The organism is Mesorhizobium sp. M8A.F.Ca.ET.057.01.1.1 (assembly GCF_003952565.1).
Classification (GTDB): domain Bacteria; phylum Pseudomonadota; class Alphaproteobacteria; order Rhizobiales; family Rhizobiaceae; genus Mesorhizobium.
This window is the reverse complement of record NZ_CP034454.1, coordinates 2662049-2684108: the sequence shown is the minus strand read 5'-3', so window position 1 is coordinate 2684108 and position 22060 is coordinate 2662049. Positions and strand designations below refer to the sequence as shown.

Annotated in this window: 23 protein-coding genes and 1 pseudogene; 13 read left to right on the top strand and 11 right to left on the bottom strand. The window is 62.3% G+C overall.

The features are described from left to right. Positions 1 to 87: 87 nt before the first annotated feature. The 6 genes from EJ077_RS12450 to EJ077_RS12425 all read right to left on the bottom strand — a co-directional run bounded on the left by EJ077_RS12450 (position 88) and on the right by EJ077_RS12425 (position 7362). Positions 88 to 2214 (bottom strand): vWA domain-containing protein, encoded by a 2127-nt coding sequence (locus tag EJ077_RS12450; protein WP_208702316.1) that lies wholly within the window; start codon positions 2212 to 2214, stop codon positions 88 to 90. A gap of 2 nt (positions 2215 to 2216) precedes the next feature. After that, positions 2217 to 2777, bottom strand: coding sequence for an RNA polymerase sigma factor (locus tag EJ077_RS12445; RefSeq protein ID WP_208702314.1), 561 nt, complete (start codon positions 2775 to 2777; stop codon positions 2217 to 2219). Positions 2778 to 2892: 115 nt separating this feature from the next. Next, positions 2893 to 4071 (bottom strand): NAD(P)/FAD-dependent oxidoreductase, encoded by a 1179-nt coding sequence (locus tag EJ077_RS12440; RefSeq protein WP_208702312.1) that lies wholly within the window; start codon positions 4069 to 4071, stop codon positions 2893 to 2895. Between the two features lie 102 nt (positions 4072 to 4173). Then, positions 4174 to 4905: a dienelactone hydrolase family protein gene (locus EJ077_RS12435; protein ID WP_208702310.1), complete on the bottom strand. Its 732-nt coding sequence runs from the start codon at positions 4903 to 4905 to the stop codon at positions 4174 to 4176. 104 nt (positions 4906 to 5009) lie between these two features. After that, complete coding sequence (locus EJ077_RS12430; RefSeq protein WP_208702308.1) at positions 5010 to 5690, bottom strand: hypothetical protein; 681 nt, start codon at positions 5688 to 5690, stop codon at positions 5010 to 5012. Positions 5691 to 5787: 97 nt separating this feature from the next. Continuing rightward, the gene (locus EJ077_RS12425; RefSeq protein ID WP_127278059.1) at positions 5788 to 7362 is read right to left on the bottom strand and encodes a trimethylamine methyltransferase family protein; all 1575 of its coding nucleotides are present in this window, start codon (positions 7360 to 7362) and stop codon (positions 5788 to 5790) included. Positions 7363 to 7650: 288 nt separating this feature from the next. On the opposite strand from EJ077_RS12425, the gene EJ077_RS12420 reads away from it, so the two are divergent. Beyond that, positions 7651 to 8349 carry a corrinoid protein gene (locus EJ077_RS12420; RefSeq protein WP_032930649.1) on the top strand — a complete coding sequence of 233 codons (699 nt, stop codon included), beginning with the start codon at positions 7651 to 7653 and terminating at the stop codon, positions 8347 to 8349. Positions 8350 to 8433: 84 nt separating this feature from the next. Here the strand turns inward: EJ077_RS12420 and EJ077_RS12415 are convergent, their stop codons facing one another. Continuing rightward, complete coding sequence (locus tag EJ077_RS12415) at positions 8434 to 8571, bottom strand: EncA/B family entericidin (protein WP_208702306.1); 138 nt, start codon at positions 8569 to 8571, stop codon at positions 8434 to 8436. 54 nt (positions 8572 to 8625) lie between these two features. Between EJ077_RS12415 and EJ077_RS12410 the strand changes: the two genes are divergently transcribed. Then, positions 8626 to 9255: a DUF1638 domain-containing protein gene (locus EJ077_RS12410; RefSeq protein WP_208702304.1), complete on the top strand. Its 630-nt coding sequence runs from the start codon at positions 8626 to 8628 to the stop codon at positions 9253 to 9255. A 5-nt stretch (positions 9256 to 9260) separates the two neighbouring features. Here EJ077_RS12410 and EJ077_RS12405 read toward each other — a convergent pair. After that, positions 9261 to 10180 (bottom strand): annotated as a pseudogene (locus tag EJ077_RS12405) (NAD-dependent epimerase/dehydratase family protein). Between the two features lie 120 nt (positions 10181 to 10300). Here EJ077_RS12405 and EJ077_RS12400 point away from each other — a divergent pair. From EJ077_RS12400 to EJ077_RS12360, 9 genes are all read left to right on the top strand, one after another. Continuing rightward, the gene (locus EJ077_RS12400) at positions 10301 to 10876 is read left to right on the top strand and encodes a DUF4893 domain-containing protein (RefSeq protein WP_135922124.1); all 576 of its coding nucleotides are present in this window, start codon (positions 10301 to 10303) and stop codon (positions 10874 to 10876) included. A 101-nt stretch (positions 10877 to 10977) separates the two neighbouring features. Further along, positions 10978 to 11760 (top strand): formyl transferase, encoded by a 783-nt coding sequence (locus tag EJ077_RS12395; RefSeq protein ID WP_208702302.1) that lies wholly within the window; start codon positions 10978 to 10980, stop codon positions 11758 to 11760. Positions 11761 to 11962: 202 nt separating this feature from the next. Next, complete coding sequence (locus EJ077_RS12390) at positions 11963 to 12265, top strand: virulence factor (RefSeq protein WP_208702300.1); 303 nt, start codon at positions 11963 to 11965, stop codon at positions 12263 to 12265. Next, on the top strand, positions 12258 to 12854 hold the full coding sequence (locus EJ077_RS12385; RefSeq protein WP_127871528.1) for a methylenetetrahydrofolate reductase C-terminal domain-containing protein: 597 nt from the start codon (positions 12258 to 12260) through the stop codon (positions 12852 to 12854). The genes EJ077_RS12390 and EJ077_RS12385 overlap by 8 nt, the downstream gene beginning before the upstream one ends. Beyond that, on the top strand, positions 12851 to 13942 hold the full coding sequence (locus EJ077_RS12380) for a methylenetetrahydrofolate reductase (RefSeq protein ID WP_208702298.1): 1092 nt from the start codon (positions 12851 to 12853) through the stop codon (positions 13940 to 13942). The genes EJ077_RS12385 and EJ077_RS12380 overlap by 4 nt, the downstream gene beginning before the upstream one ends. Before the next feature lie 81 nt (positions 13943 to 14023). Further along, positions 14024 to 14998 carry a methyltetrahydrofolate cobalamin methyltransferase gene (locus EJ077_RS12375; RefSeq protein ID WP_135866672.1) on the top strand — a complete coding sequence of 325 codons (975 nt, stop codon included), beginning with the start codon at positions 14024 to 14026 and terminating at the stop codon, positions 14996 to 14998. Beyond that, positions 14949 to 17078 carry an ASKHA domain-containing protein gene (locus EJ077_RS12370; RefSeq protein ID WP_208702296.1) on the top strand — a complete coding sequence of 710 codons (2130 nt, stop codon included), beginning with the start codon at positions 14949 to 14951 and terminating at the stop codon, positions 17076 to 17078. Before EJ077_RS12375 ends, EJ077_RS12370 begins: the two co-directional genes overlap by 50 nt. A gap of 178 nt (positions 17079 to 17256) precedes the next feature. Then, the gene (locus tag EJ077_RS12365; protein ID WP_167531375.1) at positions 17257 to 17442 is read left to right on the top strand and encodes a hypothetical protein; all 186 of its coding nucleotides are present in this window, start codon (positions 17257 to 17259) and stop codon (positions 17440 to 17442) included. A gap of 230 nt (positions 17443 to 17672) precedes the next feature. Continuing rightward, the gene (locus EJ077_RS12360) at positions 17673 to 18653 is read left to right on the top strand and encodes an alpha/beta hydrolase (protein ID WP_208702294.1); all 981 of its coding nucleotides are present in this window, start codon (positions 17673 to 17675) and stop codon (positions 18651 to 18653) included. Here the strand turns inward: EJ077_RS12360 and EJ077_RS12355 are convergent. Both EJ077_RS12355 and EJ077_RS12350 read right to left on the bottom strand, forming a co-directional pair. After that, entirely contained in the window at positions 18572 to 18910 is a 339-nt protein-coding gene (locus tag EJ077_RS12355) for a hypothetical protein (RefSeq protein WP_208702292.1), read from the bottom strand. The genes EJ077_RS12360 and EJ077_RS12355 overlap by 82 nt on opposite strands. An 11-nt stretch (positions 18911 to 18921) precedes the next feature. Beyond that, entirely contained in the window at positions 18922 to 19821 is a 900-nt protein-coding gene (locus EJ077_RS12350) for a LysR substrate-binding domain-containing protein (protein WP_015317416.1), read from the bottom strand. Positions 19822 to 20040: 219 nt separating this feature from the next. Here EJ077_RS12350 and EJ077_RS12345 point away from each other — a divergent pair, with 219 nt between their 5' ends. Further along, positions 20041 to 20226, top strand: a complete 186-nt coding sequence (locus EJ077_RS12345; protein ID WP_208702290.1) for a hypothetical protein — start codon at positions 20041 to 20043, stop codon at positions 20224 to 20226. A gap of 80 nt (positions 20227 to 20306) precedes the next feature. Here EJ077_RS12345 and EJ077_RS12340 read toward each other — a convergent pair whose 3' ends face one another. Further along, positions 20307 to 20762 carry a hypothetical protein gene (locus EJ077_RS12340; RefSeq protein WP_208702288.1) on the bottom strand — a complete coding sequence of 152 codons (456 nt, stop codon included), beginning with the start codon at positions 20760 to 20762 and terminating at the stop codon, positions 20307 to 20309. Positions 20763 to 21113: 351 nt separating this feature from the next. On the opposite strand from EJ077_RS12340, the gene EJ077_RS12335 reads away from it, so the two are divergent. Beyond that, complete coding sequence (locus tag EJ077_RS12335) at positions 21114 to 22052, top strand: GlxA family transcriptional regulator (protein ID WP_348630721.1); 939 nt, start codon at positions 21114 to 21116, stop codon at positions 22050 to 22052. The last annotated feature ends 8 nt before the right edge of the window (positions 22053 to 22060 follow it).

The following is a 22060-nucleotide window of genomic DNA, read 5'->3' as shown; positions in this document are numbered from 1 at the left end:
GATCCCTCGCCGGCCTGCCTCACCCGCCCGTAGCCGGTTCCCCGTATCAGAACGACCCCCGTCTGAAAGGAACCGGCTGTATTGCCACTACCGGTTACCGCCCAGCGCCGAGGCAAGGCGCACAAGCGAAAGGAACTCGGACCTGTACCCAAACGGGTCGGCTCCTCGGGCGGCGGTGGCAATCTCCATGATCTTGTCGTAGCCGAACTTCGCGGTCGCATCCTCGTCGCGCAGCTTCTGGCCGAAGGCCGCGACCGCGACGGAGAAACGCTGGTCGGTGCTCGCCTGGTCGAAGGACACCACCTCGTTGGCCGGGGTCACCGGCGTGGTGATCAGCTTCGAGACGTCCTCGTTGGGCAGCTTGTAGCGGATCTTGACGAAGGCATATTCGTCCGCATTGGCAACGCCGCCATTGTTGACAGTGGCCTGGCCATAGCGCAGCGGATCGATCTGTTCGCCGCCACCGCCTTTGGGCGTGATCTCATAGATTGCGGTGACCGAATGGCCCGAGCCGATATCGCCGGCGTCGACGCGGTCATTGTTGAAATCCTCGCGGTTGAGCGCCCGGGTTTCGTAGCCGATCAGGCGATATTCGGAGACCTTGTCCGGATTGAACTCGACCTGGATCTTCACATCCTTGGCGATGGTGAACAGCGTCGAGGACGCATCCTCGACCAGCACCTTCTCGGCTTCGGCCAGCGTGTCGATATAGGCGGCAGTGCCGTTGCCGTTCTGGGCAATGGTCTGCATCATTTCATCGTTCAGGTTACCGCGGCCGAAGCCGAATACCGACAGGAACACGCCGGTCTTGCGCTCGCTCTCGATCAGCCGCTTCAGGTCGTCGTCATCGGTCTGGCCGACATTGAAGTCGCCGTCGGTGGCAAGCATCACCCGGTTGACGCCGTCCTTGATGAAGGACTGCTGGGCAAGCTTGTAGGCTTCCTTGATGCCGGCCTCACCTGCCGTCGAGCCACCGGGCTGCAGATTGTCGATGGCATTGAGGATCTTGTCCTTCTCGGCAATCTTTGTCGGCATCAGCACGGTGCCGGCGTCACCCGCATAGGTGACGATCGAGATGGTGTCGTCGGCCTTCAGCTTGCTGACCAGCAGCCGGAACGCCGACTTGAGCAGCGGCAGCTTGTCCGGTTCGTCCATCGAGCCCGACACGTCGATCAGGAAGACCAGATTGGCCTTCGGCTGCTCGGTCGGCTTGATGTCGAAACCCTTGATGGCGACGTGCATCAGCTTGGTGTGCGCGTTCCACGGGGTCGGCATGACGCTGACGGTCGAGTTGAACGGCGTCGAGGCCGAGTCCGGCCCCTTCCAGTCATAGGGGAAGTAATTGATCATCTCCTCGACGCGGACCGTATCGGCCTGCGGCAGATAGCCCTGCTTCAGCGAGCCGCGTACGAAGGAATAGGAAGCGGTGTCGACATCGATCGAGAAGGTCGAGACCGGGTCTTCCAATGCGGCATGCACCGGATTGGTCTTGAAATCCTGGACGCGGTCGCGGTTTTCCTCCTGCGGCGCGATCTGGTCAGCCGGGATGGCCGCCGGCTGCTGCGGGGCCATCAGCTTGGATTCTGCGCTCTGCATGCGGTCGACCCGCGCGGCATTAGGTGCGTTTGTCGTGCCATCCAGCGCGAACTCGCCGCGCGGCGCCGGCGGCGCCGGCTCGGCCACTATGCCGCGCCCCAGCGCATCCTTCTGTGCGGTTCCCCCGGCAATTGTGGATTCGGATTTCGGCGGCGCGGTCGGCGCGACCAGAACTTCCGTGGCGTCGCGGCTATCGACATCCGCGTCGGCCTTCTTGTCCTTGGCCAGCTCGGCGGGAGCCTGCTTCAAATCCGCCTCCGCCCCGGTCGGCTTCAGCGTCGCCGGCTTATCGGCCAGCGTCTCGGTGATCTTCTCGTCGCCGCCGAACGGCGACGGCTGTTCCCTCAGCATATGGAAGGTGGCGTATCCGGCGATCGGCAGGGCGACGAGCCCGGCAAGGGCCGGCGTGGCGATGAGTTTCTTTTGCATGATCTCGCTCCAGAGCTTTTGTGCTCGCTCTGTGAGACGAAGGCCGCCGACCGATCCTTGGGTGACGGCGGAAATATTTTCCTGATCGTAGGCGCGCAGGGCGGCCTCGAAGGCACGCGCCTTAGCGCTCTCGCCGGGTGCGGGTATTGCTGCGTCGCGCAGCTTTCTCAATTCGTTGTCGTCGACCATGGTCACACTTCCCCGGCTGAACGCATCAACGTCTTCAGCCGTTTCTTCGCTTCATGGATGTGCCAGGAAACCGTCGTCTCCGAGATCGCCATCGCCTCGGCGGCGGCCGCGTGGCTCAAACCTTCGCCATAAACAAGCATCACGGCATCGCGCTGCTTGTCCGGCAATTGCCGCACCGCCGCCCATAGCGCCTCGGCGGGGTCTTCGCTCTCGGCCGGGACCTCGCCCGAAATCAGCGCATGGACGCCATAGGCCTCGGTCTTGACCGTCTCGCGCGCGGTCTTGCGCATCATGTCGCGCGCGGCGTTCATCGTCATGGTATAGAGCCATGTCGTGAACGCGCCGCCGCCACGATAGTCGCGGATCGCCTTGCCGAGCCGTACGCAGACTTCCTGAGCGATGTCTTCGGCATCGGCCTTCCTGCCGCACCAGCGATAGGCGGCGCGATAGACGAAGTCGTAGTGACGCTCCAGCAATTTGCCGAAGGCCCCCCTGTCTCCGCCCTTCGCCCGCCCGATCAGTTCGGCGTCGGAGGCTTCGCTCTCATCCAGCATCATCGCCATCATTTGCCTGTTGGACGAAGGCTAATGGCTAATCCTTGGGGTGATGGAAAGATTTTTTTCGAACAGGGCCTTTTGCACCTGTTGAGGTTCAGGTCAGACCGGCCTCACCTGAATATCAACACGCCTGGCCCGCCGCCCAGCCCGACGACCATGCCCACTGGAAATTATAGCCGCCGAGCCAACCGGTGACGTCGACGACCTCGCCGATGAAGAACAGACCAGGCATCGATTTCGCCTGCATCGTCTTCTGGTCGAGGCCGTTGGTGTCCACCCCGCCGAGCGTCACTTCCGCCGTACGGTAGCCTTCCGAACCGGCTGGCTTGATGCGCCAGTCGTTGACCGCGGCCTCGACGGTTTTGATCTGGGCCTCGGAAAGATCGGCAAGATTGCCGTCGAGCCCGGTTTGCTCGGCTATCGCCTGGGCAAGCCGTTTCGGCAAATGATTTGCCAGCACGGTCTGCACCGCTTGCCGGCCATTGCCACGCTTGGCGGCGCGGACGAGCTCAGCCACATCCGTGCCCGGCAGCATGGCGATGCGGATTTCATCACCCTCGCGCCAGTAGGAGGAGATTTGCAGGATGGATGGCCCGCTGACGCCACGATGCGTGAACAGCATCGCCTCGGAAAACCGCGCCTTGCCGCAGGCAATCTCGGCGTCGACGGCGTTCCCGGCCAGGGGCGAAAGCCGCTCGAGCGTTTTTGCATCGAAGGTCAGCGGCACCAGGGCAGGCCGTGTTTCTACGACGGCAAGGCCAAACCGATCGGCAAGCTCGTAGCCGAAGCCCGTCGCGCCCATCTTGGGGATCGACTTGCCGCCACAGGCCACCACCAGGGACCGGCAAGAGACCGAGCCGGCGGAGAGCCTGAGTTCAAACCCTTCCTCGGTCTTGTCGATAGTTTCAACTGAAGTCGACAATACCAGCTCGGCGCCCCTGCCCTGCATTTCCGAGACCAGCATGTCGATGATCTGGCGCGCGGAGCCGTCACAAAACAGCTGCCCCAGTGTCTTCTCGTGATAGGCAATGCCGTAGCGTTCGACGAGCGCAATGAAGTCGCGTTGCGTATAGCGGCTGAGCGCCGAGATGCAGAAGTGCGGATTCCTCGAGATGAAATTCTTCGGGCTCGTGCGGATGTTGGTGAAATTGCACCGACCGCCGCCGGAGATGCGGATCTTTTCGCCAGGTGCCGCCGCATGATCGAGGACCAGCACCGAACGGCCGCGCTTGGCGGCCTCCACGGCGCACATCATTCCGGCGGCGCCGGCACCAATGATCACGACATCATAGGATTGCATCAGGCTGATCGTTCCCGCATGACCCGCGCCGCTTTAGCGGGCGAGCCGGTCATCCCGCCTGATACCTCCAATGTGGCGCGCGGCCAACAGGGTGGCGAGGGCTCAGACCAGCGTTTCGGCGAACAAATCCGTCAATCGCTTCCAATGCCGCTCGGCACCGGCTGCATTGAAGACACTATGGTCGGGCACACACCAGCCATGCGCCATGCCGACATAGTTCTCGATCGCGTGGTCGACTTCAGCATTCCGCAGCGCCTCTTCCAGCCTCGTCGACTGTTCCGGCGGAAAACTCCGGTCGACACCCGCCATGCCGACATAGATGCGCGCCTTGATGGAATTCGCCTTGAGGTGCGGACTGTCGGCGGCATCGCTGGCGAGGTTGCCGCCATGGAAACTGGCGGCGGCCCGGATCCTGTCGGGATAGGTCGCGGCGGCGTTGAGCGCCCGCGCGCCGCCCATGCAATAGCCGACGACACCAACAGGTCCGGCGATCCTCTCGGTGGCCAGAGCATCGAGGAAGGCGCTGCCGTCGCGGATGGTCATGCCCTGCGTCGTGCCGCCGCTCAGCATCAACAGCAGGGCCTTGGTCTTTGCCTCGGCAAAGGCGGTTTTGGGATCGAACGGGCCATAGGGCGCATAGCGGTAGAAGAGATCGGGCACCAGCACGGCATAGCCATGCCCCGCGAGGCGCTCGGCCATCTGGTCGAGCACCGGACGCGGACCGAAAATATCCATGTAGAGGATGATGCCGGCCCTGGCGGGCGCGGCTGGACGAAACAGCCGTGCCTTCGCCGTGCCGTCCAGGGTCTTGATCTCGATGTCCTGCTTCGTCATTGCGCGCTCCGCCGGTTGCCAGGCGATAGATATCCGCGCCGCCCGCCATGGCAAGCCGCAACCTGCCGATCTCGGTCAAGTTTCCGTGCGGTTCGGAAGAATACCTACACTCCGGCGAACGCCGCCATGTGGAAAGCCTGGACATGGGCCGGATAGCGATGCTCAGCGCCGTAGGGACAGGCGTTGCGGTCGAGGCAGCCTTCGGCGCGGCAAGGCGCACCATCCGTGCCGCGCACATGCGCCAGGCACGCCTGGTGCGCCAAGCCGTCCACCGAATAGGCGCCGACTGGACAGGATTTTAGGCAGGGTTTTTCGATGCATGCGTCGCAAAGGTGAATCGCTGCGTCAGCTTCGGGGGTGGCGATCTCCCGATCGAACAGCAATGCGCCGCGATAGGCGTGCCAGAGCCCATATTTCGGATGCATCAGGATCCCCAGCGGCGACGGTTTCAGCCCCTCGGCCCGCATCGCCCATCGCTGGAACGGCAGATACGGGCGGTCCGAAGGCGACACAGGGCGCGCGCCGAACTTTTGCGCGACCGCGCCAATCACAGCGCGCGACCATGTGTCGAGCGGATTGATGACGGACGGTGGCTGGTTCTCACGCCACCGCAGGAAGTGCGGCCACCACGCGGCGCCCGCCTGCCCGACCAGCAGCACCGATTTGGCTGGAGCGCCGTAAAGTGCGGCTGGCGCCACCTCGTCATCGCCGAGCCTGAAACCACCACGAAGGATCAAGCCGTTGGCGCCAAGCGCGGCCGTGATCTCCTCGATCATGCCGCGCACGCAATCATCCCTTCTTGTCCGGGTCGGAGAAAGCGCTCCGCCAGACTTCCTTGTGGATGATGTTGGCGACTTTAGCCCCGCCTGACTCGGGCTCCTTTCAGGTGAAGGCGTCGGGCATCGACCCCTTCTTCTTGGCGATGAAGTCCTTCAGGGCTTCGTCGATGCCTTCATCAAGGTGCGGCGCCTCGTAAGCCTCCAACCAGCGGCGGGCGAGATCATTGGCACGCTGCGGCGCGGTCTTCTGGCCTTCGGCCAGCCACTGCTCATAAGAGTTGTTGTCGGCGATCGACGAGCGGTAGAAGGCAGTCTGGAAATTGGCCTGGGTGTGGTCGCAGCCGAGATAGTGGCTGCCCGGACCTACCTGGCGGATGGCGTCCATCGCCTGGCCGTTTTCCGACAGGTCGACGCCTTCGCAGAATTTCTGCTGCATGCCGAGCTGGTCGATATCCATCATGAATTTTTCATAGCAGGACGCCAGCCCGCCCTCGAGCCAGCCGGCCGAATGCAGCACGAAATTGGTGCCGGCGAGAATGGTCGAGTTCAGCGTGTTGGCGCTCTCATAGGCTGCCTGTGCATCCGGAACCTTGGACGCGCAGAGTGAGCCGCCGGTGCGGAACGGCAGTCCGAGGCGGCGGGCGAGTTGCGCCGCGCCATAGGAGACCAGCGACGGTTCCGGCGTGCCGAAGGTCGGCGCGCCCGACTGCATCGATATAGACGAGGCGAAGGTGCCGAACAGCACCGGTGCGCCCGGACGGATCAGCTGCGTGAACGATGCGCCGGCCAGCACTTCGGCCAGCACCTGCGTCAGCGTACCGGCCACCGTCACCGGGCTCATCGCGCCGGCGAGGATGAATGGCGTGACGATGCAGGCCTGGTTATGCCGCGAATAGACTTTCAGGGCGCCAAGCATGGTCTCGTCGAACACCATCGGCGAGTTGGCGTTGATCAGGCTGGTCAGCACCGTGTTGTTCTCGACGAAGTCGTCGCCGAACACCAGCTTGGCCATCGCCACCGTGTCCTCGGCACGCTCCGGCGCGGTCACCGAACCCATGAACGGCTTGTCGGAATATTTGATGTGCGCGTAGACCATGTCGAGATGGCGCTTGTTGACCGGCACGTCGACCGGCTCGCACACCGTGCCGCCCGAATGGTGGATCGACGGCGCCATATAGGCGAGCTTCACGAAATTCTGGAAATCCTCGATCGTCGCATAGCGCCTGACGCCGTCCAGATCCCGCACGAAGGGTGGACCATAGACCGGCGCGAACACGGTGGCATTGCCGCCGATCTGCACCGAGCGCTCCGAATTGCGGGCATGCTGGGTGTAGATGGACGGCGCGGTCTTCAGGAGCGAACGGCAGAGCCCCTTGGGAAAATGCACGCGCTCGCCCTTGACGTCGGCGCCGGCCTCTTTCCACAATTGCAGCGCTTCCGCGTCATCGCGAAAAATGATGCCGATCTCTTCCAGCACCGTGTCGGTGTTCTTCTCGATCAGCGCCAGGCCTTCCTCGTTCAGCACCTCGTAGACGTTGATCTTGCGCTTGATGTAGGTGAGCTGGGTGCCGGGGCCGCCGCCGGAACGCGCGGCCCGGCGGGCCGCCGCTCCACCGCTGGCGCCGCGCCCACGCCGCGCGTTGGACGCTTCCTGGTCGACTGCCGCGTGTTCGCTCATGATCGCTCTTCCCTGAATATGGCCTGCCTGACTATGGCCGGTCCGTAACCGTTGCGGCCGCATGGCGCGGCTTTCGCCGGATCGTAGCCATGCACCCTATTCGAAACGGCCCGTCCGCGCCAACGCCTGTCGCAAAATCGACAAGAAATCCGATAGATTTTCCAGTCGCTTTCCTTTTGCGGGAAGTCGCAAATCAGCTATGGATACCCGCCCGTTGCGGGTTAGGTATGAACGCCATTATTTTGTGCCTTGCGACACAGTCGCGATGCCGTGAGGAGCTGGATAAAAATGTCCGACGACGAGATCATCCTTTCTGAACTTTCCGACGATGAGTTGGTGCAGCAGATGCACGACGATCTCTATGACGGGTTGAAGGAAGAGATCGAGGAAGGCACGCGCATCCTGCTCGAGCGCGGCTGGGCTCCTTACAAGGTGCTGACCGAGGCGCTGGTCGAAGGCATGCGTATCGTCGGCGAGGACTTTCGCGACGGCATCCTGTTCGTTCCCGAAGTGCTGCTGTCGGCCAATGCCATGAAGGCCGGCATGTTCATCCTGCGTCCGCTGCTCGCCGCCACCGGTGCGCCCAAGCAGGGCAAGATGGTGATCGGCACCGTCAAGGGCGACATCCACGACATCGGCAAGAACCTCGTCGGCATGATGATGGAAGGCGCCGGCTTCGACGTCATCGATCTCGGCATCAACAACGCGGTCGAAAAGTATCTCGATGCGATCGAGCAGCACCAGCCCGACATCATCGGCATGTCGGCGCTGCTCACCACCACCATGCCCTACATGAAGGTCGTCATCGACACGATGAAGGAAAAGGGCATCCGCGACGACTATGTCGTGCTGGTTGGCGGCGCCCCGCTCAACGAGGAATTCGGCAAGGCCGTCGGTGCCGACGCCTATTGCCGCGATGCCGCGGTGGCGGTCGAGACCGCCAAGGACTTCATGAAGCGCAAGCACAATGTCCGCGCTTCGGCCTGACGCAAGGCATCAGGATGACCGACAAGAAAAGCCGCGCCTTGCAGCGCGGCTTTTTTGTTCCCAGATGAGGGACGTGGCTGCCGATCAATTGGCGACGGTGTCTTTGACCGCCCTCGCCGTCGATTTGACGTCCTTGCCGACACCCCGAATGGTGTTGGCGCAGGCCGTAAGTGCAAGCGCGCAGGCAACGATGGCGATCGGCGCAATGCGTAGCAGTTTCATGGACGGTGTCTCCCTCGACAGATAAATTAGCCCCGCAGCGAAAGCCGGTTCTACTTGGTCAAGACGAAAAAAACCAAACCGAATCAGACAGACAGGCTGCTCGTCATCGCCTGCGGGATGATTGCGCGTGAGTTATTGGCCGTCAAGGAACAGCTCGGGCTGAGCCACCTGGAATTGACCTGTTTGCCGGCGGAATTTCATTTCTATCCCGACCGCATCGCTCCGGCCATGGACAAGGCCATCGAAAAGGCCAAGGCGGAGGGCTACGAACACATCTTCGTCGGTTATGCCGATTGCGGTACGGGCGGTCTGCTTGACCGCGTGCTGGAAAAGCATGGCGTCGAGCGCATGGCCGGTCCTCATTGCTTCGCCTTCTACCAGGGCATGGACGCCTATGCGAAGGTCGCCGACGACGACATGATGTCTTTCTACATGACCGACTTCCTGTGCCGTCAGTTCGATGCCTTCTTCATGAAGCCGCTCGGCCTGGACAAGCACCCGGAGCTGATCAAGGACTATTTCGGCAACTACGAGAGACTGATCTATCTGGCGCAGACCGATGATCCTGAGCTCGACAAGGTTGCGGAAAAAGCCGCCGCCTTGCTCGGCCTCGTCTACGAGCGCCGCCCGACCGGTTACGGCGATCTGACGCCGGAGTTGGCGCGGATCGCATCGAACGCCTGACGGCTTCAGGCAGCTTCTTCCGCCGCCAGCGCCGTCAGCACGTCGGCAAAGCTCGTCCTGCAGGCAAAACCCAGCCTGTCCCCAGCCCGCGACGCGTCATAGACCCGGTCGATCGAGGAAAACATCGTCCAGCCCTTGCGCGCATAAAGGGCGGGAAAGTCGGGATAATAACGCGCCACGACCGATGGAGCGTCGGCGATCAAGTCCGCGCAATCATCGGGCTGGAACGGCGTTGGCGAACAGACGATGAAGATGTCGAAGCCGAGCTCCGGCGCCTTCTCCAATGCCGCGACATGTGCCCGCGCCGCGTCCTCCACCGTCAGCCGCCGAAACAGCAGTTCGTTCGCCTTGGTGTTGGCGTCCGACTGCTCGATCGCATGCGCCATGTCGTCGGCTTCGGGAAAGAAGCGGGCCGTGCGCAACACGACCACCGGCAGGCCATGCTGAAGATGATAGAGGCGGCAAAGATGTTCGGCCGAGAGCTTCGTCACGCCATAGATGTTGCGCGGCTCGGGCGACATCGCTTCCGTCAGCCACGCCGCCCTGCGCGCACCGCCCTTGAAGCCGTCGCGTATCGCCTGCGAGATCATCAGCGAGGTCGTAGACGTAAAGACGAAGCGTTGCATATTGGCCGCCACCGCCGCATCGAGCAGGTTTAACGTGCCTTGCACGTTGGTCGCGATGAAATCGCTGTTGGCATGGCTTTCTATGTTGGGCTTGTGCAGCGCGCCGCTGTGGATGATGGCCTCGATCCGGTTTTCCCCAACGGCACGCATGACGAGGTCACGGTCGGCAATCGAACCGACGATCCGCGTTTCGGCCGACGAAACGGGATCGAGCCGGTGACGTCATGTCCAAGCCCGCGCAGGAGTGGCGCCAACGCGCTTCCCAGCCAACCCGATGACCCCGTAAGCAAGATTCGCATTCGTCACACCATGAATTTCGACCATGGCGCTGTTAAGCACGGATGACAGGCGCCAGCGACCCGGTAAGTTATGCACCAGACGGCAGCGGCGCCGTTCCAGACAAAACAGGGAATCCTTCGATGAACCTCCGCCCCTTGCTTGCCGTCGTCGGCCTGCTCTGCTGCACCTTGCCTGCCCTTGCCGACGGTCAAGTGCAGAAACTGATCACCGCCGCCGACAAGGCGCGGCTCGACAAATATGGCGACACCCGCAAGGCAGCACTCGCCGAGGCAAAGGCGGGCAACCCCGCAGAGGTCAAGCAACTTGACGCGCTGCTGGCCAAGCCGCTGGTCGCCTTCTCCGACAAGGATCTCACCGGCAACTGGCGGTGCCGTACGATCAAGGTCGGCGGACTGAGCCCGCTCGTCATCTATGGCTGGTTCAAATGCAGGGTGACCGATGATGGCTCCGGCTGGCGGCTGGAAAAGATCAGCGGTTCGCAGCGCACTCGGGGCCGTTTCTTCGACGATGGCGACAAGCGCTCGATCTATCTTGGCTCCGGCTCCGTCAACGACGATCGGGCAAAGCCCTATGGCAGCGGTCCGCAAACCGACCAGGTCGGTTACGCCTTCCGCAACAGCGCCAAGGAATGGCGCATCGAATTCCCCGCGCCATATTACGAATCGAAGCTCGACATCATGGAGTTCAAACGCTGACCGGCCTTCATGTCCTGGTAAGGCTTCCGGCATACCAAGGATTAACCCGCCTGCCCTAAGGTCCGGCCACGTCAGCCGGTCCTTGGAGCGTGGCAAGATCAATGGCAGGGTCGGAATCCAATCCGCGACCGATTGTAGTCGTCACCGGCGGTGGCGCCCATGTCTGGGCCATGATCAACGATCTCGCCGACCGCGTCGGCCCCGTCAGCGTCGTCCTCGAAATCCCTGAATCTAAAAAGCAATTGCTGCGCGGCCGCGCCCGACGCCAGGGCTGGATCTCCGCCATGGGCCAGCTCGGCACCATGGTGCTGAGCAGGCTTGGCAAACGGCTCAATGTCAAACATGCCGCCCGGTTGATTGCCGAGGAGAAGCTTGAAACGGAACCGCGGCAAGGCCAGGTCATCGTCCATGTGGAATCCGCCAACGGGCCGGAATGTCTGCAGGCGATCGAGACGATCAAGCCCGGCGTCGTGCTGTTGAACGGCTGCCGGCTGATTTCCAGGGAGATGCTGGCCAAAATGCCTTGCCCAGTGCTCAACTATCATGCGGGCATCACGCCGAAATACCGCGGCATGAATGGCGGCTATTGGGCATTGACGTCAGGCGATCCGCAGAATTTCGGCACGACCGTCCATCTGGTCGATGCGGGCGTCGACACCGGCGGCGTGCTGAAGCAGGTGCGCGGCAAGCCGAAACAAGGCGACACCATCTCTAGCTATGCGCTGCGCCAGGCGGCGTTTTCGCGCGACATCTGCGTCGAGGCGGTCAGCGATGCGCTGGCCGGAAAACTCGCAACATTCGATCCAGGGCTGCCATCGAAACAATGGTACCACCCAACGATCTGGTTCTACGTCTGGACAGGGCTGAGAACCGGCATCTGGTGACGCATCCAGCCTCGGCAACAGCGCGAACTCCGCCGCCATACTGCTGCATTGACCCCGTCGCGACATGGGTCGCAAACGAATAAACCCACCTTTCATTTTACGACATCCAAATGCGTCGCTTTTGAATGCGCGCGCGTCGTCCCATAACAAGCAGCCTTACGACGCTTGCGGCAATGCTCGGAACATCGAGGAGCGAGAATTCATGGCCGATCTTATCGTCGTCTACTGGCGCGACATCCCTGCCCAGGTCATCGTCAGGAAAGGCCGGCAGAACGCCAAGCGCGAATTGCCGTTGCGCTTCACCGAGGCGATCGACATGTGCGCCATGCGCACCGGCGCCGGTGGCACCGACGACTATCTCGCCGAATGGCGCAAGGCCGAACCGGTTCCGGTCGGCGACGATCTCGAAGCCGAAGTCGAAAAGGCATTCCTCGAGCTCGACGCGAAATACGACCGCGAGCGGCTGGTCGCTCTGGTCAAGGCGGGCGGAAAAGAAAATGTCTGACGAGAACCCGACGGTTACCCAGGCCACGCTGGTCAAGAAGGCAGCGCCGAAATCCGACTACAAGCCGGCCGACGTCTCGCCGCAGCGCCGTGTGCAGCGCTCGTTCGCGGTGAGATTATGGTCCGTTCGGCACTCGCGTCTGCTCGAATGGTTTTATGCCCGCTTCGCCGACATGTTCCTGCTGCTGCATCCCTTGTGGAAGGGCATCGGCTATGGCCGCGTGGAGGCTCCGATCAAGTTCGTCGAGAAGCGCGTCAAGGGCTTCATGTTCGACTGCCGCATGTGCGGCCAGTGCATCCTGTCCTCCACCGGTATGTCGTGTCCGATGAACTGCCCCAAGCAGTTGCGCAACGGCCCTTGCGGCGGCGTGCGCGCCAACGGCAATTGCGAGGTCGAGCCCAATATGCCCTGCGTCTGGGTCAAGGCCTGGGAAGGTTCGCAGAACATGGTCAACGCCGACAGGATCCTCACCGTGCAGAAGCCGGTCGACCAGTCGCTGCGCGAAACCTCGGCCTGGCTGCGCGTCACCGCGCAGGCGGCGGCAACCCGCGAAGCCGCTGCCGCGCCAAAGACCGGAGCCGCCGCATGACCGGCCGTCAGCGTGACGAGAACCCGGCCGGCATTCACCTGCCGCTCGATCCCCTGCCCGGCCACACCTCGCGCGGCCGGCTGGAGCGCGTGCTGCGGCGCGGCGAATTCGCGGTGACCACCGAGCTCAACCCACCCGATAGCGCCGATCCCGAGGATGTCTACAACAGGGCGAAGATCTTCGACGGCTGGGTCGACGCCATCAACGCGGTCGATGCGTCCGGCGCCAACTGCCACATGTCGTCGGTCGGCATCTGCGCACTGCTGACCCGCATGGGCTACGCCCCGATCATGCAGATCGCCTGCCGCGACAAGAACCGCATCGCCATCCAGGGCGACGTGCTGGGCGGCGCTGCCATGGGCGTCGCCAACATGCTGTGCCTGACCGGCGACGGCGTCCAGGCCGGGGACCAGCCGGGCGCCAAGCCCGTGTTCGATCTCGATTCCATGTCGCTGCTGGAGACCTGCCGCATCATGCGTGACAACGGCAAGTTTCTGTCCGGCCGCAAGTTGACGACGCCGCCGCAGCTGTTCCTGGGCGCTGCCGTCAACCCGTTCGCGCCGCCCTTCGACTTTCGCCCGATCCATCTCGGCAAGAAGATCGCCGCCGGCGCGCAGTTCGTGCAGACGCAGTATTGCTTCGACGTGCCGATGTTCAAGACCTTCATGCAGAAGGCCCGCGATCTCGGCCACACCGAGAAAGTGTTCATCCTGTGCGGCGTCGGCCCCTTGGCCTCGGCCAAGACGGCAAAATGGATCCGCTCCAACGTGCCGGGCATCCATATTCCGGATGCCGTGATCAAGCGGCTGGAAGGCGCCCAGGACCAGAAGAAGGAAGGCAAGCAACTCTGCACCGACATCATCAACGAGGTGAAGGAAATTCCGGGCGTCTCGGGCATCCATGTGATGGCCTATCGCCAGGAGGAATATGTCGCCGAGATCGTCGATGAATCCGGCGTGCTGAAGGGCCGCCAGCCATGGAAGCGTGAAATCCGCCGCGACGACCAGATGGTCGCCGACCGGCTGGACCGCATCCTGCACGACGAGATTACCGAAACCCAGGTGGATATGGTGAAGACCGCGCATTGACCCGCACGGAACGCGACCATTCGCTTGATCGACAAGAGATAACGATATAAAGAACTCTTTATATCACGACGGAGAGATTTCATGACCCGGACCATCGTTGCCTCGGCGACACGAGAAATCATCATCGGCTTCGACCAGCCCTTCTGCGTGATTGGCGAACGCATCAACCCGACCGGCCGCAAGAAGCTCGCCGCCGAGATGGTGGTTGGCAATTTCGAGACCGTCATCAAGGACGCGCTGGAGCAGGCCGCCTGCGGCGCCACCATGCTCGACGTCAATGCCGGCGTCACCTCGGTCAACCCGAACGAGACCGAACCCGGTCTTTTGGTCCAGACGCTGGAAATCGTCCAGGGTCTGGTCGATCTGCCGCTGTCGATCGACAGTTCCGTCACCGCAGCGATCGAGGCCGCGCTAAAGGTCGCCAAAGGCCGGCCGCTGGTCAACTCCGTCACCGGCGAGGAGGAAAAACTCGAAGCTATCCTGCCGCTGGTCAAGAAATACAACGTGCCCGTCGTTGCCATCTCCAATGACGAGACCGGCATTTCGATGGATCCGGACGTCCGCTTCGCCGTCGCCAAGAAGATCGTGCAGCGCTGCGCCGATTTCGGCATTCCGGCGCATGACGTCGTCGTCGACCCGCTGGTCATGCCGATCGGAGCGCTTGGCGATGCCGGCCGCCAGGTGTTCGCGCTGTTGCGCCGCCTGCGCGAGGAGCTCAAGGTCAACACCACTTGCGGCCTCTCCAACATCTCCTTCGGCCTGCCGCACCGCCATGGCATCAACGCCGCATTCATCCCGATGGTGATCGGCGCCGGCATGACCTCGGCGATCATGAACCCGGTGCGCCCGCAGGAAATGGAAGCCGTGCGCGGCGCAAATGTGCTCAACGGCACCGACGAGAACTGCACCAACTGGATCCGAACCTACAAGGATTACAAGCCGGCCGAAGGCGGCCACCCGGTGGCGGCGCCGACAGCGGTCAATGCACCGGGCGAAGGCGGCGGCAATGGCGGCCGCCGACGCGGTGGCCGTGAAGCCCGGATGGGCCGGGGATAAGCGCGCAATCGTGAATTCACCTGCAAACATTACCGACCCGCTCGTGCTGTTCATGCCGTCAGGCAAGCGCGGGCGGTTCCCTGTCGGCACGCCCGTGCTCGACGCCGCGCGTCAGCTAGGCGTCTATGTCGAAAGCGTGTGCGGCGGGCGCGCCACTTGCGGGCGTTGCCAGATCGAGGTGCAGGAAGGCAATTTCGCCAAGCACAAGATCACCTCTTCAAACGACCACATCTCGCCCAAAGGCCCCAAGGAAGAGCGCTACGAGCGCGTGCGCGGCCTGCCCGAACGGCGCCGCCTCTCCTGCTCGGCGCAGATCCTCGGCGATCTCGTCATCGACGTGCCGCAGGACACAGTCATCAACGCGCAGACCATCCGCAAGGATGCCGACACCAGGGTGATCGCCCGCGATACGGCGATCCGCATGTGCTATGTCGAGATCGAAGAGCCCGACATGCATAAGCCTCTGGGCGATCTCGACCGGCTCAAGATCTTGCTGATGAAGGATTGGGGTTTTAAAAACCTCGAATTCGACTTCTATCTCCTGCCGCAGGTGCAAGGCATATTGCGCAAGGGCAACTGGACCGCGACAGCCGCCATCCACAAGGATGCCGACAGCGACATAGCGCGCGTCATCGCGCTGTGGCCGGGCCTCAAGAACGAGGCCTATGGCCTGGCCTGCGACATCGGCTCGACCACCATCGCCATGCATCTGGTGTCGCTGCTGTCTGGCCGCGTCGCTGCCTCGTCCGGAACGTCGAACCCGCAGATCCGCTTCGGCGAGGATCTGATGAGCCGGGTCTCCTATGTGATGATGAACCCGGACGGCCGCGAAGGCATGACGGTTGCAGTCCGCGAGGCGATCTCCAGCCTCGCCGACAAGGTCTGCGCCGAAGGCAATGTCCAGCGCAACGACATCCTGGATTCGGTGTTCGTCGGCAATCCGATCATGCATCATCTGTTCCTCGGCATCGATCCGACCGAGCTCGGCGGAGCCCCCTTCGCGCTTGCTGTATCGGGCGCGGTCCGCATCAAGGCCTCCGATATCGGCCTCAAGCTCAACCAGGGCGCGCGCCTCTACATGCTGCCTTGCATCGCCGGCCATGTCGGTGCCGATGCGGCGGCGGTGACGCTGTCGGAAGGCCCGCATCGCCAGGACGAGATGATGTTGATCGTCGATGTCGGCACCAATGCCGAGATCGTACTCGGCAATCGCGCGCGTGTTGTCGCTGCCTCCTCGCCCACCGGTCCGGCCTTCGAAGGCGCCGAAATCTCAGGCGGCCAGCGGGCAGCGCCCGGCGCCATCGAGCGCGTGCGCATCGATCCCGACACGCTGGAGCCGAAATACCGCGTCATCGGCTCGGAACTGTGGTCCGACGAACCGGGCTTCCTCGACAGCGTGCAGGCGACCGGCGTCACCGGCATCTGCGGCTCCGGCATCATCGAGATCGTCGCCGAAATGTATCTCGCCGGCATCATCTCGGAGGATGGTGTCGTCGACGGTTCGCTTGCCGCGCGCTCGCCGCGCGTCGTCGCCAATGGCCGCACCTTCTCCTACGTGCTGAAGGGAGGCGAACCCAAGATCACCATCACCCAGACCGACGTGCGCGCCATCCAGCTTGCCAAGGCCGCACTCTATGCCGGCACCAAGCTGTTGATGGAAAAACAGAACACCGAGCATGTCGACCGCATCCATTTCGCGGGCGCCTTCGGCTCCTTCATCGATCCGAAATACGCCATGGTGCTCGGCCTGATCCCTGACTGCGATCTCGACAAGGTCTCCGCCGTCGGCAACGCTGCCGGCGCAGGTGCCCGCATGGCGCTGCTCAATCGCGGCTATCGCCGCGAGATCGAGGAGACGGTGAGCCAGATCGAAAAGATCGAGACCGCGCTGGAGCCGAAATTCCAGGAGCATTTCGTCTATGCCATGGCGCTGCCCAACAAGGTCGATCCGTTCCCGAAACTGTCGGCGGCGGTGAAACTGCCGCCACGCAAGACGGTGAGCGAGGATGGCATAGCCGGCGACGCCGCCCCGCGCCGGCGCTCGCGCGAAGGCCACGCGGCACGACGCAGCCGCGAATAGACCCGCCGGCCTCTCCCTCGCTTTCATTTGCATGCAAATGTTTCCGGATCGAACCGATCCGGAAACCGAAACGCTGCTTTCGCGAAATCCATCCGATACATGGCAGGCGCATTTACCCCGCATCGAACGGCGGCCGAGGATAGTCCTTGGCCATCGCCGTTCTTCAAGGGAGATGAAAATGTCGATGTTCGAAAATCTCGGCCGCTTCGGTGTGACCATCAGGCAGGCCCACGCCAGGAACAAGGCGATCCGCGCGCTGAACAGCTTGCCGGCGCATGTCCAGAAGGACATCGGCTGGCCGGCATCGCCGCCGAACGATCCGCAGGTGACGCTCGCCTCGCTGCTTCTGGGTACGACGCGCTGATGACGTTCGCCGACAAATGCAAATTGCTCGGCATCCGCCGGGGATCTCGCACATCCCCGGTGGCCACCAGCAACCGATTGCGCGCGGCACTTTTGCCGCGGCGCCCACGACGGCACGCGGATCACACCAGCGTGTGGGCACAGCGAAAATCTTGACATTTTGGGCCAAGGCACGATCTTCGCTTGGGGGGAATTCTCTTAGTCGGCTGCCGCCGAAGTTCGTGTCTCCGCATGCCAAGTTTGAAAAGCCACGTCGTATCCTTCGTGCTCAGGCACAGCCGCAAGCAGGCCTTTTCCAGCCCCGAAAACCTGCAGCGCTGGATCGCGGCCGCGCGCAAAACCGAGGATCACCATCCACCGGCCGCGCTGCAGCAGCGTTACGACATCCAGACGCGCAGCGTGGACGATTTCCCGGTCTACGAAATTGCCCCCAGAGCCGGAGAGCACAAGCGGATTCTCTACCTGCATGGCGGTGCCTATGTCTTTGAAATCACGGCCTATCACTGGCACCTGATCGCCGACATGGCCGACCGGCTGGGTTACGGCATCACCGTGCCGATCTATCCGATTGCGCCGGAACACGATTTCCATGCCATGTTCGGCATGGTCGGCGACGTCTACCGCCGGATGCTCGACGAAATGGAGGCGCACGACATCGTCTTCATGGGCGATTCCGCCGGCGGCAACATGGCCGTGGTGCTGACCATGATGGCGGCCGAGGAAGGTCTGCTCCTGCCGTCGCGCCATGTGCTGATTTCACCCGGCCTCGATATGTCGCTCTCCAATCCCGAACTCTTCGAGGCCGAACGCAACGATCCGTGGCTGGGCATTCCCGGCGGCCTGGAAGCCGTCCGCATGTACAGCGCCGGCATCGATCGCAATGACTGGCATATCAGCCCGCTCTATGGCGATCTCTCGGTGCTGCCGAAGACGCTGCTTTTGACCGGCTCGCATGACCTGCTCAGCCCTGACAATCTGATCTTCGCGCAAAAGGCGCGAGCAGCCGGCGTCGAAATCGATGTCGTCTATGAGGAAGGCATGTTCCACGTCTGGCCGCTGATCGACATGCCGGAAGCGCGACGCGCGCGCGATCATATCGTCGCCTTTCTGAGGAGTGACAAAGTCACCAATCAGGGCAAGAGCGGGCCGATCACCTGGTCGGCCAAGGCTTCGTCAAGCAATCCATTCAAGACCGGATTGGCCAGCACGTAGATCGCCTCCAGTATTTCTTCATCTCGCTCTGGCTGGTAGTCGATATCTTCCCTGCATTCGATCAGGTCCGCCCATGCCTCTACGTCGGAAGCGGTAAGTTCTCTTGCCTGGAACCGTCGGAGTACGCTCAAGACGTGATCAGCGGTCAGGACGACCACCGGCGTCTCGGACCAACCCAAATCGCTTACGATTGCCGCCAGAACGTCAATCGGTCTTCCAAACGTAACAAGATCAGTCAGCACCGAAACACGGCTCACGACAGCGCTCGTCAGAACTTGCCGGTTTCCCGGAACACTTCGAAGGTCGCGCGGATGTGGTCGGCGACGGCCTTGACCGGCGCGCTGGCGTCCGGCGCCACCACCATGGCAAGATTGTAGGTGCCTATATCGGGCATTCCGTCCTTCGGGCAGAGTTCGACCATGTCGTTGCCGAGGAACGATCGCGGCAGCGGCGCGACCGCGAGGTCGGCCATGATGGCGGCGCGCTGGCCGGCCGTATGGGCGCTCATGTAAGCGACGCGGTAATTGCGGCCCTCGCGGCCCAATGCCTCGAGCGCCCCGGCCCGCCAGGCGCAGCCTTCTTCCCAAAGCGAAACCGGCAAGGGTTCGCGCAGATGCGCGCAGCCACCCTTGGCGCCGGCCCACACGATCGGCTCGGTCAAAAGCACCTCGGCGCCGAGCGCGCTGGTCTTGTAGGAATTCGTCAACAGCGTGATGTCAAGCGCCCTGTCGTCCATGCGGCGGCGCAGATTGCTGCTCTGGTCGATGGTGACGTCGACGGCGATCGAGGGATGCGACTGCGCGAAACGCTTCAGCACATGCGGCAGCACGCGCTCGCCATAATCATCCGGCGAGCCCAGCCGCACTACGCCGACAATATCGGGGATGATGAACTTCGACACCACCTCGCGGTTGATCGACAAAAGCCGGCGGGCATAGCCGAGCAGCATTTCGCCGTCCGTGGTCAGCGTTACCGAACGCGCATCGCGCGCGAACACCGAGCGGCCGAGAATATCCTCCAGCTTCTTGATCTGCATGGAGACGGCCGATGGCGTGCGGAACACCGCATTGGCAGCTGTGGTGAAACTGCCAGTCTCGGCAATCGCCACGAAAGTGCGCAAAACGTCGAGGTCGAGCAGCGGCAGCGGATGATTGAGTGGGGCGTTCATGGCGATCAGCCTTCAATTTTTCTGATACAAAGCATCATTCCATTTCGTTTGATTGAACATCAGATCAGGAGCATAGTCAACTCCATCGAAGTAGCATGCTGCCAAAAGCGGTCACCAAACGACCACGACGCAGACCTGCATTCGACATGAAATGAAGCTGAAACAGACCTGACGTAACGCATTGCCGGCGCCTCCCGTGCCGCTGCAAAGGAGATCGAAATGTCTATCCTGTCGTCCCTCGGCCGCATCGCGACCGAATTCAACGCTGCCCGCTCCCGCTACCAGACCGAACGCGCCATCCGTTCCCTGCCGATCGAGTTGCAGAAGGATATCGGCTGGCCGGAAGCTTCCGACGCCAAGACCGGTATCCGCAATGGCGTCGGATCCTGGGCTGGAGCAAAGTAGATCGTGTGTACCCCGTGCTGAAGGCCTGCTGCGCAAAACGCCCGGCAGGCCTTCTCTATTTTATTTGTATTCAAACGAATTCAGGAGCCATGCTGCCGCTGCATGGCGCATATGAGCAAGCCGCATAGCAGCTCGTTTTTGAAGCTAACCATCTGTAAATATTCGTAAATATTGGGCACAACAGCCATATTCTGCCCAAATTTGTCGCATTCGGTGTCGCTTTTCATATCAAGCGCTTCGCTTTTGCGATTTAGTTTCCGCTCACACAAGCCTATATCACCGTCAGCAAACGAGCTGCCCCACTCCATCAAGCGAAGGCGACCCGTCTGAGCAACCGATTGGAGATGATCATGAAGCTTTTTGCCCGCCTCTTCGCCCGCCGCGAAATGAACCTGACCACGGCTCTCGAGCGTCAGCGCCTCGCCAAGACCATGCCTGGCCAGACCGGCGCCATGGCTGCGGCGCGCCTCGGCTTCGTCGCCTGATAAGAGCAGTTCCAGAAAAAGTGTGTAACGGTTTTCCGTTCGGGACTGCATAGAAATACAAAATACCTCCAGAGCCGCGCTCCCTGCCACGGCTTCAGAGTTGACTGCCGCCGCTTCGGTCCGCCGAGGCGGCGTTTATTTTGTTGCGCTTCCATCGTCTTTTCACAACCTGACGGTGGCCTGGCTTGAGCAGCACCGCGTGGCGATTGCCCATTTGCGACCCATGTCGCAAATTTAATCTTGCTAAAGCCGCCTAGCCGATTGACAGGAATGGTTTTTCCTGATGACGCTATGCTATTCGCGACATCCTGTTCGCGTCATGGCCAGATGAGGTTCCCCGTGAACGCCGTCAAGCATCCGATCAAGCGATCGTTTGTGTTCTTCCTAGTTCCCGATTTCACCATGATCGCTTTTGCGACCGCGCTGGACCCGCTGCGCTCCGCCAATCGGATGCTCGGCTACGAGGCCTATCGCTGGCGCCTTGCCAGCATCGACGGCAAGCCGGTGCGCGCCTCCAACGGCGTCGAATGCGCCGTAAACACCTCGCTGGAAGAGGAACGCAAGAAGATGGCGGGGCCGGATCGCCCCAACATGGCCATCGTCTGCAGCGGCATCAATGTCGAGCGCTACCAGAACAAGTCGGCCTTCGCCTGGCTGCGCGAGGAATACAATCGCGGGGTCGCGGTGGGTGGCCTGTGCACCGGTGCGCATATCCTCGCCTCCGCCGGCCTATTGTCGAACAAGCGCTGCGCCATCCATTGGGAAAACCTGCCGGGCTTTTCCGAGGCCTTCCCGAAAGCCAATGTCTTTGCCGACCTGTTCGAGATCGACCAGAACATCTACACCTGCGCCGGCGGCACCGCCGCGCTCGACATGATGCTGAAGCTGATCGGCGACGACTTCGACGAGAACCTCGTCAACCGCGTGTGCGAGCAGGTGCTGACCGACCGCGTGCGCAGCCCGACCGACCGTCAGCGCCTGCCGCTGCGCGCCCGGCTTGGCGTGCAGAACTCGAAAGTGCTGACCATCATCGAGCTGATGGAGGCCAATCTGTCCGAGCCGCTGTCGCTGATCGAGATTGCCGACCATGTCGACCTGTCGCGCCGCCAGATAGAGCGCCTGTTCCGAACCGAGATGGGACGCTCCCCTGCCCGCTACTATCTCGAAATCCGCCTCGACCGCGCAAGGCATCTCTTGATCCAGTCGTCGATGCCGGTGGTCGAGGTGGCGGTCGCCTGCGGCTTCGTCTCGGCCTCGCATTTCTCGAAATGCTACCGCGAACTCTATGCCCGCTCGCCGCAGCAGGAGCGCGTCGACCGCAAGCAATTGCTGGCGGCTTGACCCAAGCC